The sequence below is a fragment of the Pseudomonas sp. UM16 genome (assembly GCF_050312595.1).
In the GTDB taxonomy this organism is placed as follows: Bacteria; Pseudomonadota; Gammaproteobacteria; order Pseudomonadales; family Pseudomonadaceae; genus Aquipseudomonas.
In genome coordinates, this window is sequence record NZ_JBNPJT010000027.1 from 35719 (window position 1) to 52890 (window position 17172).

The window sequence follows — 17172 nt, forward strand, 5'->3', positions numbered from 1 at the left end:
TCCCTTGCGTTCATTGTTCTGGCGCATCCTGGCCAGCTTTTGGCTAGCCATTGCCCTGGTCGCTGGCCTGTCGATCCTGCTTGGGCACATGTTGAACCAGGACGCCTGGATCCTCAGCAGGCATCCGGGCCTCAACACCCTGGCGCAGAAATGGACCCAGCGCTACGAGCAGCAAGGCGCGGACTCGGCGCAACATTTCCTGGAGCGACGCAAGCGTCATTACAACATTGACGTTCAGGTGCTCAACGACAGTGGCGAGGCAGTGGTACCCGGGACCTTCCCGCGCCGCGCCGCGGCCTTTGAGGCGCGGCGCCACAACGACGAACGACGCCTGCCCTGGCGGCGCCTGACCGAGGAATACACCAGCCCTGACAGCGGTGAAACCTATCTGCTGATCTATCGCATCCCCCATCCGGAGCTGGACGCCTGGCATCGGGACAGCCTGTTGTGGCCGCTCAGTGCCTTGGGGATCGCCCTGGTGGTACTGACCTTGTTCAGCCTGCTGGTGACCCTTTCCATCACCCGCCCGCTGAGCCGATTGCGCGGTGCAGTACATGACCTGGGGCAGACCACTTACCAACAGAACAGCCTGGCGCGGCTGGCCAACCGTCGCGACGAATTCGGTGTGCTGGCCACTGACTTCAACCGCATGGGCTCGCGCCTGCAGAGTCTGATCGGCAGCCAGCGCCAATTATTGCGAGACGTCTCGCATGAACTGCGCTCGCCATTGGCGCGCTTGCGCATCGCCCTGGCCTTGGCCGAGCGCGCCGAACCGGAGCAACGCCGGGCGTTATGGCCGCGTCTGACCCGCGAATGCGACCGCCTGGAAGCGTTAATCAGCGAAATTCTGGTGTTGGCCCGAGTCGATGCCGAACAGGCGCGGGCTGAGCCGGTGGACCTTGATGCGATTTTGCAAAGCGTGCACAAGGACACCCAGCTCAATGCGCCTGAGCAAAACATACAGCTACACCACGAAAGCGGTTTGAGCCTGCAAGGCTGGCCGACCCTGCTCGAACGGGCGCTGGACAATTTGCTGCGCAATGCCCTGCGCTTTAACCCGCCAGGGCAACCCATCGAGGTCACTGCAGTACGTGACAATGAACGCATCGTACTGAGCGTGCGCGACCATGGGCCGGGTGTCGCCGAAGAACACCTGGGGCAATTGGGCGAGCCATTCTTTCGGGCACCAGGGCAAAGTGCGGCAGGCCATGGCTTGGGCCTGGCGATTGCGCGCAAGGCGGCGGAACGCCATGGCGGTGGCCTGACGCTGGAGAACCATCCTCAAGGAGGGTTTGTCGCGCGCCTGGAGTTGCCACTGGCCGGGCCTGGCAGCGTCTGACCTTAGCAAGACCAGCGCCTACAGTATTGATGCCCATAGGTCCACTGTAGGAACCGGTCTTGCCGGCGATAGCACCGGCACGGCACTAGAGAACGTTACTGCTCCCAGGCGCTGACAAAATCAGCGCTCGCCAGTACCGGCGCGGTGCGTGGCTCATTCAGCGGTGTGCCAAGATACAGGAAGGCAATGATTTCCTCATTGTCAGCCAACCCCAGGCTCTTGGCCACGTGCTTGCTGTAGGACAACTCGCCGGTACGCCAGACCGCACCGATACCCTGGGCATGAGCGGCAAGCAGAATCCCGTGTGCCGCACACCCCGCCGCCAGACGTTGCTCCGACTGCGGAACCTTGAAATGGTCCTGCAAACGCGCAATCACCACCACCAGCAACGGCGCTCGCAATGGCATGGCGCGCGCTTTATCCAGAGCCGCCTCGCTGGCTTCACCGTCCAGCTTCACTGCTTCGGCCAGCAGTTCGCCGAGCTTTTCGCGCGCCTGCCCCTCGACGGTCAGAAAGCGCCAAGGCCGCAGTTGGCCATGGTCCGGCGCCCGCAACGCGGCCTGAAACAGGGCCTCACGCTGCGCTGCATTGGGCGCGGGCCCCACCAGGCGTGGTACGGAAACACGGTTGAGCAATGCGTCGAGAGCCTCCATCGGCTACCCCCTGAAAAGAAATGTGCAGCTATTCTAGCGTTTACTTAAAAAGGTCCATAGGTAGAATGGCGCCCTTCCGTTACGAGTCAGAGCAGATCACATGGCGTTGCCGACCTTAAGGATCATTGGTTTTATCATCGGCATCTTCCTGATCACCCTGGCGATCAGCATGGTCGTGCCCATGGCCACCCTGGTGATCTTCGATCGTACCAGCGATCTGCCGTCGTTTCTGTGGGCGAGCATGATCACCTTCGTCGCCGGACTTGCCATGGTGCTCCAGGGACGTCCCGAACATGTGCACCTGCGCCCGCGGGACATGTACCTGCTGACGGTCAGCAGTTGGCTGGTGGTGTGCATCTTTGCCGCCCTGCCGTTTCTGCTGACCCAGCACATCAGCTACACCGATGCCTTCTTCGAAAGCATGTCCGGCATCACCGCCACTGGCGCCACCGTGCTCAGCGGCCTGGACAGCATGTCGCCAGGTATTTTGATGTGGCGCTCACTGCTGCACTGGCTCGGCGGTATCGGCTTTATCGCCATGGCCGTGGCGATTCTGCCGCTGCTGCGCATTGGTGGCATGCGCCTGTTCCAGACCGAATCATCGGACCGCTCGGAAAAGGTCATGCCGCGCTCACACATGGTCGCCAAGTCGATCGTCGCGGTGTACGTCGGCATCACCGCTCTGGGCGGCCTGGCGTTCTGGCTGGCGGGGATGAACGTTTTCGATGCCATCAACCATGCCATGTCGGCAATTTCCACTGGCGGTTTCTCCACTTCCGACCAATCCCTGGCCAAATGGGACCAGCCGGCCGTGCATTGGGTGGCGGTGGTGGTGATGATCCTCGGCAGCTTACCCTTTGCCCTTTACGTCGCCACCCTGCGTGGTAACCGTAAGGCACTGATCAAAGACCAGCAGGTCCAGGGCCTGCTGGCCATGCTACTGATGACCTGGCTGGTGCTCGGTACCTGGTACTGGGCCACCACCGACCTGCATTGGCTGGATGCGCTGCGCCACGTCGCCCTGAACGTCACCTCAGTGGTAACCACCACCGGCTTTGCCTTGGGTGACTACAGCCTGTGGGGCAATTTCTCGCTGATGCTGTTCTTCTATCTGGGCTTCGTTGGTGGCTGTTCTGGCTCAACCGCCGGCGGGATCAAGATTTTCCGCTTCCAGGTTGCCTACATCCTGCTCAAGGCCAACCTCAACCAACTGATTCACCCACGAGCGGTGATCAAACAGAAATACAACGGCCACCGTCTCGACGAAGAAATTGTCCGTTCGATTCTGACTTTCTCGTTCTTCTTCGCCATCACCATCTGCGTGATCGCCCTGTTGCTGTCGCTGCTTGGGGTCGATTGGATGACCGCTCTGACCGGTGCCGCCAGTACCGTTTCCGGTGTTGGCCCAGGGCTAGGGGAAACCATTGGCCCGGCCGGCAACTTTGCCACTCTACCGGATGCCGCCAAGTGGATCCTGGCGTTCGGCATGCTGCTTGGGCGCCTGGAGATTATTACGGTGCTGGTGCTGTGTATGCCGGCGTTCTGGCGTCATTGACCGGGTTTTCGCTGCCCGCCTCAGGCACGGCGGCGGATGCCCCCATCCGGGCCCGATATTCACCCGGTGTAGCATCGAACCAGCGACGAAACGCCCGAAAGAAATTGCTCGGGTCTGCAAAACCCAGCAAGTAGGCGGTCTCCAGCAGGGTCATGTTCGGCTGGGCCAGGTACTGCTCGGCAAGCTCGCGACGGGTGTCATCGAGCAAGGTCTGGAAGCTGGTGCCCTCTTCCTGAAGGCGCCGCTGCAAGGTGCGCTGGGACAAATGCAGGGCCTGGGCCACGGTCTCGCGCTTGGGTTCACCTTGCGGCAACACCCGACACAACACCTGGCGGGCACGATGGGTCACCCGGCTTTCGGAAAAACGCGCCAGGTACTCACCGGCAAAGCGATCATGCAAGGTGGCCATGGCTTCATTGGCTGTCGGCAGCGGCGCCTCCATGTCGGCACGCTCGAAAACCAGCGCATCATGGGCAGCACCAAACACCAAGGGTGAATGAAAGGCCGTTTTGTAGGGCGTCACATCCACAGGCTGAGGCCCCTGGATCAACACCCGTCGGGGTTGAATCACCCGCCCGCTCAACCAGCTGCACAACGACAGCGCACATGCCAGAGAGGCTTCGGCACTGTGCCGGGTGGGCGGAAGGTGGTCGCCATGAACGGTGAGAATCAGTGCATAACCGTCCGGCTCCAGGCGAAAACTCAAGTCGGAGCTTTCGGCAATGATGCGCTGATAACGCACCAGACGCTCGAAGCCTTCGGCCAGGGTGCGGCTCGACATCAATGCGTATCCGACCACATGAAATGACGCCGGACGCACCACCCGGGCCATGTTCAGGCCAATGGCCTGATTGCCGGAAAGATCGACTGCCAGTTGCCACAGACGGGTCATGGAGTCTTGGGTAAAACGTGCGTCGGGGTCATCCAGCGCGGCAAAGTCCAGGCCGAGTTGTTTGAACATGGCACGACAATCAAGCCCTTCGAGCTCGAGTGCCTTGACGATCCCTGATGCCCAGCTTGCTGACGTGGTTCTCTCGCTCATGGCTGGCTTCTTATGTTCGAACTGACCGCTCCTGCGGTGAACTCAAAGGATACTCAATTGGCGCCTATTGTCACTGTCCGATGATTTTACTCACTCTAGACTCAGTTCAGGCTCCACGCCGTGTATCTTCAACAGTGTCGAGAGTTTCAGGAGCTGCGTCGTGAACAGTCCACAGCAATTTCGCAGTTTTGCCGAGTTTTATCCGTACTATCTACAAGAACATAGCAACCCCACCTGCCGACGCCTGCACTTCGTCGGAACATCACTGGTCATTGCCCTGTTCGCCTACACCCTGGGCAGTGGCAAGTGGATCCTGCTGTTGCTGGTACCGTTGGCCGGCTATGGGTTTGCCTGGGTCGGGCACTTCTTTTTCGAGAAAAACCGCCCCGCCACCTTCAAGCACCCGCTCTACAGTCTGATCGGCGATTTCGCCATGTACCGTGACATGCTGCGCGGAAAAGTGTCCTTCTGATTTAGGCTCACAAGGCCAGAATCGCGTCTTCAACGGCCACTGCTGCGACGAACGGTCAAGGTAGAGTGGTTTAATCGCCCATCGCCTGGAACGCCGATGAACCAGCAAGCCCGCTTCACGCATATGCAAGATGGCACCCAGCAGGACTGGGCGATCATCGCCAGTGATTTCCGGGCTTATGCCGCGCAACTTTCCGAACGGATCCTGACCCACCTGCGCCTGCTTGATGGTGATTTTGGCGGTTTTCCCATTGATCGCCTCAGCCATTCCCTGCAGACCGCCAGCCGCGCCTGGCGTGACGGGCGCGATGAGGAATACGTGATCTGCGCCTTGCTTCACGACATTGGCGACACCCTGGGCAGCTACAACCATCCCGACATTGCCGCCGCCATCCTCAAGCCGTTTGTCAGCCCGGAGAACCTCTGGATGGTGGAAAAGCACGGGATCTTCCAGGGCTACTATTTCTTCCATCACCTGGGGATGGATCGGCACCTGCGCGAACAATTTCAAGACCACCCGCAGTACCAGCAGACCATCGAATTCTGCGCCCACTACGATGCCGCCGCCTTCGATCCGGGCTATGACAGCCTGCCGCTGAGCTTCTTCGAGCCGATGCTCAAGCGCCTGTTCGCCCAGCCACGCCAGTCGATCTACCAGGCTGCACTGCAATCGATGGACGAGAACGCCTGAACAGCACTGAAGCAGACCTCGCGCGCCCATCATTCAGGTGATATGAGCGCCCTGCCCGACCCTGTACACTGCTGCCACTGCCTGGAGGACTGCGCAATGAGCGGCAGCTCGATCCTTTCCCTGCGTCACTACAGTGACGACCTGATCGCCCACAGCCACGAACACCCGCAGCTGGTGTTCGGCTTGCGCGGCCAACTGGACTTCGAACTTGACGGTCGCGGCGCGCGCATCGAACGCCAAGGCCTGATCGTGGTGCCGAGCGGCACCCACCATACCTGTGGCAGCATCGCCGGCAGCCATTGCCTGGTCCTCGATGTACCTGGGCAGGACTGGCTGGCAAGCCGCTTGGGCGAGCATGCTGGGGCCAGCCAGCGTCTGCTCGAGCATCGTGGCGCATTGCCCTTGGACAATCGCCAGCAACAACTGGTCGACTGGTTGGCGGCAAGCCCGGTGACCGACCCGCTGATCGCACAACAAGGTGCGGTGTTACTGCTGGCCAGCCTCAACAGCCCAGCAGCACCAGCCACCGCGCCCAAGCAACTGCCGTTCGCCAGCTTCGATGCGCATATCGAGCAACACGCCGCCTACCCACTACAGGTTGCCGACCTGGCGCGCCTGGCCGGGCTTTCCAGCGCTCGCCTACATGCCCGTTTCATCGCCGAAGCGTCGATAACCCCAATGGACTACATCCGCCAACGGCGACTGTTGCAAGCGCGCCGTTTGCTGACCGAGACCGACCTGGCCATCGGCGAAGTCGCCCATCGGGTCGGCTACAACTCGCAAAGTGCCTTTTCCGCCGCCATGCTCAAAACCTTCGGCCGTAGCCCTCGCGATCTTCGCCGCGAGCCTGGCGACAACTGACGCTAGGATCGCGACAGACAGCCGCAGCCCAGGCTTCGTACACTAATGCGGCTGTCCTGCTTCCAACAAGGATCACCATGAACCATCGCACCGCCCTCGGCGCCCTGCACATCGGCGCGTTATTTTTCGGCTTGACTGGCGTCTTCGGCAAATTGGCTCTGGCGGCGCCGTCGGTCATCGTCTTCGGCCGAGCCATATTCGCCGTTCTGGCGCTGGGTATCTTCGCCCGCCTGGCAGAAAAAGCCTGGCAGCCCCTGCAAACTCAGGACTGGCGGCGTCTGGTGTTGGGCGGCGTACTGCTGGCCGGGCATTGGGTGAGCTTCTTCATCGCCGTCAAAGTCGCCGGCGTGGCGATTGCCACCCTAGGCTTTGCCAGCTTCCCGGCCTTTACCGTGATCCTTGAGGGATTGCTGTTTCGCGAGCGCATTCGACGCAACGAAATCATCCTGGTGGTGCTGGTGAGCATCGGCTTGATTTTGGTCACCCCAGACTTCGACCTGGCCAGCCAGGCCACCGGCGGGCTGCTCTGGTCGTTGCTGTCAGGCTTGTTGTTCTCGTTGCTGTCGTTGACCAACCGGGCATCCAGTGGGCGTATTCCGGCCGTTCAGGCAGCGTTGTGCCAAAACGCCGTAGTCGGACTGTGCCTGCTACCGGCTGCCGCTCCGGCCTTGGCTGAGGTCTCGGCAATGGACTGGCTGTGGATCGGCTTACTGGGGGTATTTTGCACCGGCGTCGCCCACAGCCTGTTTGTCGCCAGCCTGGCGGTGATCAAGGCACGCACCGCAGCGGTGGTGTTCGCTCTGGAGCCGGTGTACGGCATTGCCCTGGCCTGGCTTATTTTCGCCGAAGCACCGACCCTGCGCATGCTCTTGGGGGGAGCGCTGATCATCCTTGCCATTATCATCTCCAGTCGCCTGGCGGCCAGCAACCAACCCCCCAAGGTGCTGGCTGTCGAAGGCTGATGGCAATCACGGACGGTCGCTGTGCCCCAGGTCGCGCTGGGGGTCAATCTGGTCGCGCACCCGCTGCTTAAGCACCTTCGCCTCCGGGAAACCACCGTCGGCTTTGCGCTCCCAGATCTGCACACTGTCACAGGTGATGCGAAAGGTACCGCCGGTGGCGGGTTCGAGGGCAACACGGGCCAGGTCATCGCTGAACGTGCTGAGCAGTTCCTGGGCGAGCCAGGCGGCACGCAGCAGCCATTGGCACTGGGTGCAGTAGGTAATGACAACTTCGGCTTTGTGCGCATTCATGGGGTAACCGTCTCCTGACAGGCGGGCGCGCTTATACTAGCGGTCTTTGCCCCTAGCTCCGAGAGCCATGATGCACCGCTTGCTGTTTAGTCTGTTGCTGATCGTCGTTTCCTTCCCACTCCTGGCTGCCGAACCACCACGCCCGAAAATCGGCCTGGTGCTGTCCGGTGGTGCCGCCCGTGGCCTTGCCCATATCGGTGTGCTCAAGGCCCTGGAAGAGCAAGGCATCAAGATTGACGCCATTGCCGGCACCAGCATGGGTGCGGTGGTTGGTGGTCTGTATGCCTCCGGCTACAAAGTCGAGGAGCTGGAAAAGCTGGCCCTGGGTATCGACTGGCAAGAAGCACTCTCAGACGCGCCACCACGCAAGGACGTACCGTTTCGTCGCAAGCAGGATGACCGCGACTTTCTGGTCCAACAGAAGCTGAGCTTTCGCGACGACGGCAGCCTTGGCTTGCCGCTTGGGGTGATTCAAGGGCAAAACCTGGCCCTGTTGCTGGAAAGCATGCTCGCCCATACCAGCGACACCCGCGATTTCGACAAGTTACCGATCCCCTTCCGCGCGGTGGCCACCGATATTGCCAGCGGTGAGAAAGTGGTGTTCCGTCGTGGTCACCTGCCTCAGGTGATTCGCGCCAGTATGTCGATCCCGGCGGTGTTTGCCCCCGTCGAATTGGATGGGCGGTTGCTGGTCGATGGTGGCATGGTCGACAACATTCCCCTGGATGTTGCCCGCGAGATGGGTGTGGACATGGCGATTGTGGTCGACATCGGCACCCCGCTGCGCAGCCGCAAAGAAATGACAACCGTGGTCGATGTCCTCAATCAGTCAATTACCTTGATGACCCGGCGCAACTCCGAAGAGCAACTGGCGTCGTTGCACCGTGATGACATCCTGATCCAGCCACCGCTGGCCAGCTTCGGCGTTACCGATTTTGGTCGCGCCAAGGAAATGATCGACGCCGGATATCGCGCTGCCCGCGCCCTCGACCCACGCCTGGCCGCGCTCAAGCGCCCGGACACCGAAGATACCGAATTGAATGTCGCCCGCTCGCCAAGCCAGCGTACGCCAGTGATCACGGCAATCAGGATCGAGAACGACTCGAAAGTCAGCGACGATGTAATCCGCTTCTATATCCGCCAGCCGATCGGTGAACCCCTGGAGCTGGGCCGCTTGCAGACCGACATGGGCACCCTCTACGGCCTCGATTATTTCGACCGGGTGCAGTATCGGGTGGTCCACAAAGGCAGCGATAACACCTTGGTGATCAATGCCCGCGGCCGCCGTGGCGGTACCGATTACCTGCGCTTGGGCCTGAACCTCTCGGATGACATGCGTGGCGACAGCGCCTTTAACATCGGCGCCAGCTATCGGGTCAACGGCATCAACGAACTGGGTGCCGAGTGGCTGACCCGGGCGCAGATTGGTGATCAGCAGGAGCTATACAGTGAGTTCTATCAACCGCTGGATGCCGGTTCCCGCTACTTCGTCGCGCCCTATCTGGACCTGGGCTCGCAGAACGTCGAAGCCACGCTCGATGACGACCCGATTGCCGAGTACCGTCTGGAGCGCTACGGCTTCGGTCTGAACCTGGGGCGCCAGATCGGCAATAGCGGTGAAGTGCGCTTCGGCGTCGGTCAGGCCTGGGGCAAGGCCGATGTGCGCATAGGTGATCAGGACCTGCCGCACTTCAGCTTCAACGAAGGCTTCTACGAGCTGAAGTACTCGTTCGACACCCTGGACAATGTCTATTTCCCGCACACCGGTGAAGACATAAGCCTGACCCTGCGCCAATTCGATCCTGACCTGGGCTCGGATGAACGCTACCGGCAGTGGAACTTCAAACTGGACAAAGCCCTGAGTAGTGGCCCCAACTCCTGGGTGCTGGGGGCTCAGTACGGGCGGACCCTGGACCAGGCCGAGGTGGTCACTTCAAGCTTTATATTGGGTGGTGCCAGGCAGCTGTCAGGCTTTCGCCAGGACTCGGTGTCGGGGCAGAACATGAGCCTGATGCGCATGGTCTACTACCGTCGCTTGACGCCACGAGCCTACCTGCCACTGGATTTTCCACTGTACCTCGGTGGCTCACTGGAGCGTGGCAGGGCCTGGAACAATGACAATGAATTCGACAGCGGCTATATCAACGCCGCCAGCATCTTCGTCGGCTTCGAAACGCCGTTGGGCCCGCTGAACTTCAGCTACGGGGCCAACAGCGAGAATGAGAAGGCGTTGTACCTCAACCTCGGTCACACTTTCTAGGCAAGGTCAGGACTTTTCAAGATTGGCGAGGATTCGCGCGTGGACCTTCATGCACACGCGCATCTCTTCTTCGTCAACACCGGTGAACAGTTCGGCGCGCAAGGCATTGGCGATGGTTTCGATCTGGTCGATCAGAGGCTTGGCCGGCGGGCACAAGTGAATTTTTTTCGCCCGTCGGTCTTCCAGCACCGCTTGGCGCCGTACCAGCCCCTGCGCTTCCAGGCTGTCGAGCAAGCGCGCCAGGGTTGGGCCTTCGACGCCAACGCTCTGGGCTAGCTCACGCTGGGTAGGCGCATCATCAAAACGGGCCAGGTGCAACAGCACCAGCCAGCGAGCCTGGGAGAGATTGAGCCCGGCCAGGCGGCGATCCAGTTCGGCACGCCAGCCCCGCGACATCTGGGCCAGCTGCATTCCGAAACGGTGTTGGTCGGTCAACGGCATAGAAAACTCATCATCAGAACTAATTATTAGCCAGCTAACCATGCTCCTGCGCAACAGGCAAGGCTCATTAAGGCTCTAGCTGTCTGACAATCGTTATAAAAGATGACAATGCCGGGATTACATCTCGAATTCAGCCGCTAACGCCGCTCGCACGCAGTACAGCACCCCTTCCGGTACGCGGGTGCCAAACTGTTCGGCAATGGCCGAAACTGGCGGCAATTCGCCCTCACCGTCGAGGAATGCGTCCTGCACTTCGGCCAGCAAGTCTTCGGGCAGGTCCAAGGCCTGCTCCAGCGACAACTGCTGACGGCCAATGGCTTCGGCGAGCATGCTGTAGACGTTCTTTTCACTGCAGTTCAACTGCCCGGCGATTTGTGCCGGGGTCATGCCAGCCCGCGCCAGGCTGGTCAATTCGTGGCGCAGGTCAGCGACTTGAGGCGGCGCCTCGGCGGCTCCGCCGAGCACGTCGAGGAACGCTGCACCATAGCGCTCCAGCTTGCGTGCGCCGACACCGCTGACCTGGGCCATTTCGCTGAGGCTCGCCGGTTGGCTGCGCAACATCTCCAGCAGGGTCGAATCGGGGAAGATGACGTACGGCGGCACACCGTGCTCTTCAGCCAGCTTGCGCCGTAGCGCTCGCAGGGCTTCCCATTGCTCGCGCTCGTCGCCACGTACCAGTTGACTGGCCGGACTACCGCCGCTGCTACTGCCTTTGCTGCTGGTCTGCGGCTTAAGGTCGCGGCGCAATTCCAGGCTGACTTCGCCACGCAACAACGGGCGGCAGCTGTCGGACAGGCGCAAGCCGCCATAACCTTCCAGATCGATATCGGCCAGACCACGTGCCACCAGTTGGCGAAATAGTGAGCGCCAATCGCCTTCGGAGCGGGCCTTGCCAACGCCATACACGGCCAGTTTATCATGACCGAAGTTACGGATCTTCTCGTTGTCCTTACCCAGCAGCACATCGACCAAGTGGCCGACGCCATAACGCTGGCCGGTGCGGTACACCGCGGACAGGGCTTGGCGTGCTGGCTCGGTGGCGTCCCAGGTCTGCACACCATCGATGCAGTTGTCGCAATGCCCACAAGGCTGGGGCAGTTCTTCATCAAAATAGTTGAGCAGGATCTGGCGGCGGCAACGGGTTTCTTCACAAAGCGCAAGCATGGCGTCGAGTTTGTGTTGCTCGATGCGTTTGTGCCGCTCGTCTCCCTCGGAGTTCTGCAGCATCTGCTTGAGCATCACCATGTCCTGCAAGCCATAGGCCATCCAGGCATCAGCTGGCAGCCCATCACGGCCGGCGCGGCCGGTTTCCTGATAGTAGGCTTCCAGCGACTTGGGCAAGTCCAGGTGGGCAACAAAACGCACGTTGGGTTTGTCGATGCCCATGCCGAAGGCGATGGTCGCAACCATGATCAGGCCTTCCTCGTTGAGGAAGCGGCGCTGGTTCGAGGCGCGGGTCTCGGCTGGCAGGCCGGCGTGATAAGGCAGCGCCGGAAAGCCCTGGTCACAAAGGTAGGCGGCAACATCGTCGACCTTCTTGCGCGACAGGCAGTAGACAATGCCGGCGTTACCGCGTCGCTCGCCAAGGAATGCCAACAACTGTTTGCGCGGCTGCTCCTTGGGCACGATACGGTAGAAGATGTTCGGCCGGTCGAAGCTCGACAGGAAGCGCTCGGCATTCTGCAGATGCAGGCGCGTAACGATCTCTTCGCGGGTACGCATGTCCGCCGTGGCGGTCAGGGCAATACGTGGCACATTGGGGAACAGCTCGGCCAGTTGCCCCAGTTGCAGGTATTCGGGGCGGAAGTCATGCCCCCATTGCGAAACGCAGTGGGCCTCGTCAATAGCGAACAGGGCAATATCCAGGGTGCGTAGAAAATCCAGCATGCGCGGCTGCACCAGGCGCTCCGGCGCCAGGTAGAGCATCTTTACTTCGCCACGGCGAATGCGCCCGGCAAGCTCACGTTGCTGCTCGGCACTCAGGGTGGAGTTCAGCGAAGCGGCAGCGACGCCCAGCTCGTCGAGGGTCGCCACCTGGTCTTCCATCAACGCGATCAGCGGCGACACCACCACCGCCAGGCCCGGACGCAACAGTGCCGGCACCTGAAAACACAGGGACTTACCGCCCCCGGTGGGCATCAACACCAGCGCATCGCCACCTTTGGCTACGCATTCGATGATCGCCCCCTGGCGCCCTCGAAAGCTGTCGTAGCCGAAGATGTCCTTGAGGACGCGCTGAGCCTGTTCGAGCATAAAAACTCCATAAATCGCAGAACCATCCTGGCCACAGGCTGGATGAAAATCTTCCCCGCTACACCTGAAAATGCGTAAGCGGCTTTTACCTGACCGGCCATTACCGCGCGTCCAGGTACAAAAGCCGGGCATTATACCCGAGCACTGCGGTGCACAGGGTGCTCTGCGATAGGCGTCAACTTTGCCTCGCAAGGGCCGCAAGATGCTAGAATTCGTTCATCGTTTATTCCCAAGGTAGCCCTGTAATGTCCTTCGCCGAGCAATTGAACCGCCTGCAAGCCTTCCTCGACGCCGACGAGCTGCACGAAGAAGCGCTGGACTACGTTGCCGCTCACGGCTACCTGACGGCATTGTCGATCGGTACCGAGAACGTTCCCGAGCGCGAATGGATCGACGCCCTGTTCGCCGAAGAGCCGCACTACAAGGATGATGCCCAGCGTGAAGAGATCGAAGCCACGCTGATCCAGCTCAAGGCGCACATCGCCCGCCAACTGGCCAGCGACGAGGAATTCGAGCTGCCGTGCGATCTGGACCTGGGCGACGAGCCGGACGACTCCGACCTGCGCGGCTGGTGCATCGGCTTCATGGAAGGCGTATTCATGCGTGAAGAAGCCTGGTTCGAGACCGCCGAAGAAGAAGTCAGCGAAATGCTGCTGCCGATCATGGTCGGTTCCGGCCTGTTCGACGAACAACCTGAGTTCGCCGACATCGCCAGCGATGCCAACCTGATGGACGACATGGTCGTGCAGATCCCAGAGGCACTGACTGCGCTGTACCTGCTGCAACATGCGCCGGATGAAAAGCCTGCACCTGCATTGCTCAAGCCACGCCACCACTGAGTTCGCGTACATGCGCTACCTGCTGCTGGCCATCGGCTGGCTCAGCGTCGCGCTGGGTGTGATCGGCATCTTCCTGCCGGTATTGCCGACCACGCCCTTTCTGCTTCTCGCAGCGGCGTGCTTTGCGCGCAGCTCGCCGCGCTTTCACCACTGGCTGGTCAACCACCCGCGGCTGGGCCCGTGGATCCGTGATTACCTCAGTGGTGAAGGCATCCCGCTCAAAGGTAAAGTCTATGCAATCGGCTTGATGTGGCTGAGCATCGGCCTGTCCTGCTACCTGGTGCCCCTGCCGTGGGCACGTGGGTTCATGCTGACCAGTGCGGTGCTGGTCAGCATTTACATCTTACGGCAGAAGACCTTGCGTAGACCTTCGTAACGCCGCGCCCGCCTACTACACCGTATCCACCTTCAACGAATGATCATTGAGCATGCCATTGATAATGGTCGCAGTATCCTGCCCGGCCGCAATCACCCCACCCGCCCCCGCCGTCACCCCGTAATGCTGAGCCAGATTGACCCCCGCCAGGTCAATGGTCTGCGTCGGCGCCGCGCCCGCCACAGCACTGACTTCAATGGTCGAGACCACCCCGGAGCCACTGCCAGTGACCTTGAAGTGCAGGTAGTCATCCAGTGACGCTGTCGTCGCATTTTCCCCCTGGAGCAATTGCGACAGGTCGAGGCGATCAGTACCGGGAGTGAAGTCCGTCACCCTGTCATGCCCGCTGTTGCCCTGTTGCCAGAGGAAGATGTCGTTGCCGTCGCCGCCGGTCAGAACGTTGTTTCCCGGCCCGCCGATCAGGACATCATTACCGCCACCACCGACCAGCGTGTCATTGCCCAGCCCACCCTGGAGCAGGTTGGCGGTGCCATTACCTGTCAGGTTGTCGTTGTAGTCCGAACCGATCAGGTTCTCGATGCCGGTCAAAGTATCGTTACCTGCCCCCCCGGTGTTCTGCGCCAACGAACTCGCCAGGGTAACCGTTACCGCACCGTTGGCACTGGCATAGCTGGCGGTATCGATACCGGCATCGCCATTGAGCTGGTCATTACCCGCGCCGCCGATCAACAGATCATTGCCATCGCCCGCGTTGAGGATGTCATTACCGTCACCGCCAATCAGCACATCATTGCCCGTCCCGGCGTTGAGGGTGTCGTTGCCCGAGCCGCCAAGCAAGGTGTCGTGACCATCGGTACCGGTCAAGGTGCTGCCTTGCTGGTAAGTGATATCGACATTGCCGGTGCCGGTGCCGCCGTGCCCATCACTGACCGTATACGTGCCGTTATAGGTTTGGTTCTGGGCATTGGCGTAGTCGACCGTCATGGTCAACGCGTAGTTTTCTGAACCGTTGACATTGTTCCCCGTGGGGTTGGTCTGGTTGATCACATGGATGCTGTACACCCCGTCATGACTGGCGGTAAAGCTGGCACCATCGGCAATGCTCTGATAGACGCCATGCTCGTCTTTCCACTCCATGAGGATGTTGCCGGCAGGCCGATCATGATCGAGTTTGAGCGACTCGCCTTGTTTCAAGGTGACGGTGAGCACGTCTTCGGCATTGGCGTTGCTGGAGAGTGCTCCCAGGTAGCCACTGACGATCAACGCTGCGGTAGTGGTATTCGATGCACCGCGGAATGAGCTGCGCGCCAGGTCCTTCAGTTGGTTGACAGTTTTGTCAGCGCTGCCGAGGAAATTGACCGTCGGAGTACCGTTGCCAACCGAGAAGCCAGCCCCCTTGGCCGCCCAGCCAGTATCGAACGTGATCGGCGCTGCGCTGAGTCTATCGTTGTTGGCATCGCTGTCATTGGCCAACAACGCCTCCGCCGGGACGGTGATGGTGCTGGAGAGAATGTTGGTGATGATAGGGTCGGCACCGGCCACTGGCGCGACATTGGTATGGACAGTAACCACCAGATTGGCGCTGCTCAAGTCACCATCATTGTCACTGGCAGTGAAACCGACATTCTCGGTCACCGTCGTGCCGTTATCTTTTGGCGGCGTATAGGTGAACGCCCCGGTATCCATGTCGACCAACAAGGTACCGCCCTTGATGGTCTTGATGTTGAAGGTGTTGGTTGCCGTGTCGAAAGAACCTCGATCAGTACCGTTGGCGCTGTAGCTACCTTGTCCGTTCAAGGCTTTGGGGTCATAGGTATAGGTAGTGCCGTCAACCAGCAATGCTTTGATAAAGCCGCCGTCGGCGCCGAACATACCACCGCTCATCAGGCTGCCAGTGATTGGCGCAGCTTGCACCGTGCCGGACAACACCTGATTCAATACATTGAGATCGGTGACCACCACCGAATTGGTGTTGGTATGGCTACTGCCGTCATAGGCCAGAGGGTCGAGATTGCTGGCGTTGACGCCGTTGCCCAGACCAATGGCATACGACTTGATGCCGTTGCTGTCGAGGAACGACTTCCAGGCGGTCTCGTCATCCGAGCCGATGCCTTGAGAGGTCGTAGACGGGTTGCCATCAGAGAAGAAATAGCCGACGTTCTGTGCCCCGATCAGGCTGCCGCCATTGGCGAACGCCGACTTGGCTTCAGCGACTGCGTCATCGTAGTTGGTCCCACCACCCGCCGACAGGCCCGCAACGATCTGCTTGGCTTGAGCGACCGACACCCAGGTGGTCGACTCCTGCGAAGCTGATGAATTGAAGGTAACGATCTGCACTTTGACGTCGCCCATCTCGTCGTACTTGTCGAGCAAGGCGCTGATGGCATCCTTGGCCAACTGCAGTCGCGTCTTGCCGTCGACTCCCGATTGGACTTGCATACTGCCGGACACATCGATGATCAGCAGCAGGTTGGAGTCGACCTGCCCTGGCGTCACCGAGCGCTCTGCGCCCGCGACTGCAGACACATCGTCAACGATGGTTACATCCAGCGTGGCATGGTCAGTGCTGCCATCTTTATCGGTTGCGGTGACCGTGATGGGCTCGTTGAGATTGTTGATGCCGTTGCCACCTGGGTGGTTTTCAGCGTCCTGCAAGGTGTAGGAATAGGTCACTACCCCAGTGCTCGGATTGTAACCGGTGATGGTCAGCGAGTTACCCAACGGGGTAGTCCCTGTTTGCGGAAAGCCAACCGCGTTACCACCGCTGACCACGGTGATGCCCCCTACGGTCAGGGTTTGCAGACCATCTGGCGCCGACACGGTGAAGCTGCCCGTTTGGGTCAACGGTGGGTTGTCTGGGCTGCTGCCGTCGCTGAGGTTTTTTTCATAGACCATCAACTCGCCGCCATCCACGTCCAGGCCATTAATGACGACCGGATGATTCAGGTTACTGACGTTGATCTTCAGCGTTGCGGTGCTGCTATCGCCGTCAGCGTCCTTGAGGGTGTAGGTGAAGGTTTCGACGCCGGTGCCGGTGCGGTTGATGAAGTCCGGGTCGGCGGTGTTCAGGGTGTAGGTGTAGGAGCCGTCGGCGGCCAACACCAGCTTGCCGTAGGTGCCCTCGATGGACTGCGGTGTGATCGGTCCACTGGCGATGCGGTCGGCGCCTTGGGTGTC

Annotated in this window: 15 protein-coding genes; 9 read left to right on the forward strand and 6 right to left on the reverse strand. The window is 60.5% G+C overall.

Translation table 11 applies throughout. The annotated features are described in order from the left end of the window. Nucleotides 1-4: 4 nt before the first annotated feature. Entirely contained in the window at nt 5-1339 is a 1335-nt protein-coding gene (locus ACQRAX_RS23895) for a sensor histidine kinase (protein ID WP_412038122.1), read from the forward strand. A gap of 95 nt (nt 1340-1434) precedes the next feature. Here the strand turns inward: ACQRAX_RS23895 and ACQRAX_RS23900 are convergent, their stop codons facing one another. Then, nucleotides 1435-1992: a nitroreductase family protein gene (locus ACQRAX_RS23900; protein WP_412038121.1), complete on the reverse strand. Its 558-nt coding sequence runs from the start codon at nt 1990-1992 to the stop codon at nt 1435-1437. Between the two features lie 100 nt (nt 1993-2092). On the opposite strand from ACQRAX_RS23900, the gene ACQRAX_RS23905 reads away from it, so the two are divergent. Beyond that, nucleotides 2093-3547, forward strand: coding sequence for a TrkH family potassium uptake protein (locus tag ACQRAX_RS23905; protein WP_412038120.1), 1455 nt, complete (start codon nt 2093-2095; stop codon nt 3545-3547). Here the strand turns inward: ACQRAX_RS23905 and ACQRAX_RS23910 are convergent. Then, complete coding sequence (locus ACQRAX_RS23910; protein ID WP_412038119.1) at nt 3504-4589, reverse strand: AraC family transcriptional regulator; 1086 nt, start codon at nt 4587-4589, stop codon at nt 3504-3506. The two genes, ACQRAX_RS23905 and ACQRAX_RS23910, sit on opposite strands and share 44 nt — an antisense overlap. A 160-nt stretch (nt 4590-4749) precedes the next feature. Here ACQRAX_RS23910 and ACQRAX_RS23915 point away from each other — a divergent pair, with 160 nt between their 5' ends. The 4 genes from ACQRAX_RS23915 to ACQRAX_RS23930 all read left to right on the forward strand — a co-directional run bounded on the left by ACQRAX_RS23915 (nt 4750) and on the right by ACQRAX_RS23930 (nt 7574). Beyond that, on the forward strand, nt 4750-5061 hold the full coding sequence (locus ACQRAX_RS23915) for an Mpo1-like protein (RefSeq protein WP_412038118.1): 312 nt from the start codon (nt 4750-4752) through the stop codon (nt 5059-5061). Nucleotides 5062-5157: 96 nt separating this feature from the next. Continuing rightward, nucleotides 5158-5751 carry an HD domain-containing protein gene (locus tag ACQRAX_RS23920; RefSeq protein ID WP_412038117.1) on the forward strand — a complete coding sequence of 198 codons (594 nt, stop codon included), beginning with the start codon at nt 5158-5160 and terminating at the stop codon, nt 5749-5751. Between the two features lie 96 nt (nt 5752-5847). Continuing rightward, on the forward strand, nt 5848-6612 hold the full coding sequence (locus tag ACQRAX_RS23925) for an AraC family transcriptional regulator (protein ID WP_412038116.1): 765 nt from the start codon (nt 5848-5850) through the stop codon (nt 6610-6612). A gap of 77 nt (nt 6613-6689) precedes the next feature. Next, the gene (locus ACQRAX_RS23930) at nt 6690-7574 is read left to right on the forward strand and encodes a DMT family transporter (RefSeq protein WP_412038115.1); all 885 of its coding nucleotides are present in this window, start codon (nt 6690-6692) and stop codon (nt 7572-7574) included. Between the two features lie 6 nt (nt 7575-7580). On the opposite strand, the gene ACQRAX_RS23935 is transcribed toward ACQRAX_RS23930, so the two are convergent. Further along, on the reverse strand, nt 7581-7865 hold the full coding sequence (locus ACQRAX_RS23935; protein WP_412038114.1) for a SelT/SelW/SelH family protein: 285 nt from the start codon (nt 7863-7865) through the stop codon (nt 7581-7583). A gap of 70 nt (nt 7866-7935) precedes the next feature. Here ACQRAX_RS23935 and ACQRAX_RS23940 point away from each other — a divergent pair, with 70 nt between their 5' ends. Further along, entirely contained in the window at nt 7936-10125 is a 2190-nt protein-coding gene (locus tag ACQRAX_RS23940) for a patatin-like phospholipase family protein (protein ID WP_412038113.1), read from the forward strand. Between the two features lie 6 nt (nt 10126-10131). Here ACQRAX_RS23940 and ACQRAX_RS23945 read toward each other — a convergent pair whose 3' ends face one another. Then, a complete protein-coding gene (locus ACQRAX_RS23945) occupies nt 10132-10566 on the reverse strand; it encodes a MarR family transcriptional regulator (protein ID WP_412038112.1) in 435 nt (144 codons plus the stop codon). A 117-nt stretch (nt 10567-10683) separates the two neighbouring features. Further along, nucleotides 10684-12819, reverse strand: coding sequence for a DNA helicase RecQ (gene recQ, locus ACQRAX_RS23950; RefSeq protein ID WP_412038111.1), 2136 nt, complete (start codon nt 12817-12819; stop codon nt 10684-10686). 245 nt (nt 12820-13064) lie between these two features. On the opposite strand from recQ, the gene ACQRAX_RS23955 reads away from it, so the two are divergent. Further along, entirely contained in the window at nt 13065-13658 is a 594-nt protein-coding gene (locus ACQRAX_RS23955; protein ID WP_412038110.1) for a UPF0149 family protein, read from the forward strand. After that, entirely contained in the window at nt 13615-14034 is a 420-nt protein-coding gene (locus ACQRAX_RS23960; protein WP_412038109.1) for a YbaN family protein, read from the forward strand. The genes ACQRAX_RS23955 and ACQRAX_RS23960 overlap by 44 nt, the downstream gene beginning before the upstream one ends. 15 nt (nt 14035-14049) lie before the next feature. On the opposite strand, the gene ACQRAX_RS23965 is transcribed toward ACQRAX_RS23960, so the two are convergent. After that, nucleotides 14050-17172, reverse strand: a 3123-nt coding sequence (locus ACQRAX_RS23965; RefSeq protein ID WP_427867760.1) for a type I secretion C-terminal target domain-containing protein, incomplete at its 5' end; no start/stop codon positions are given.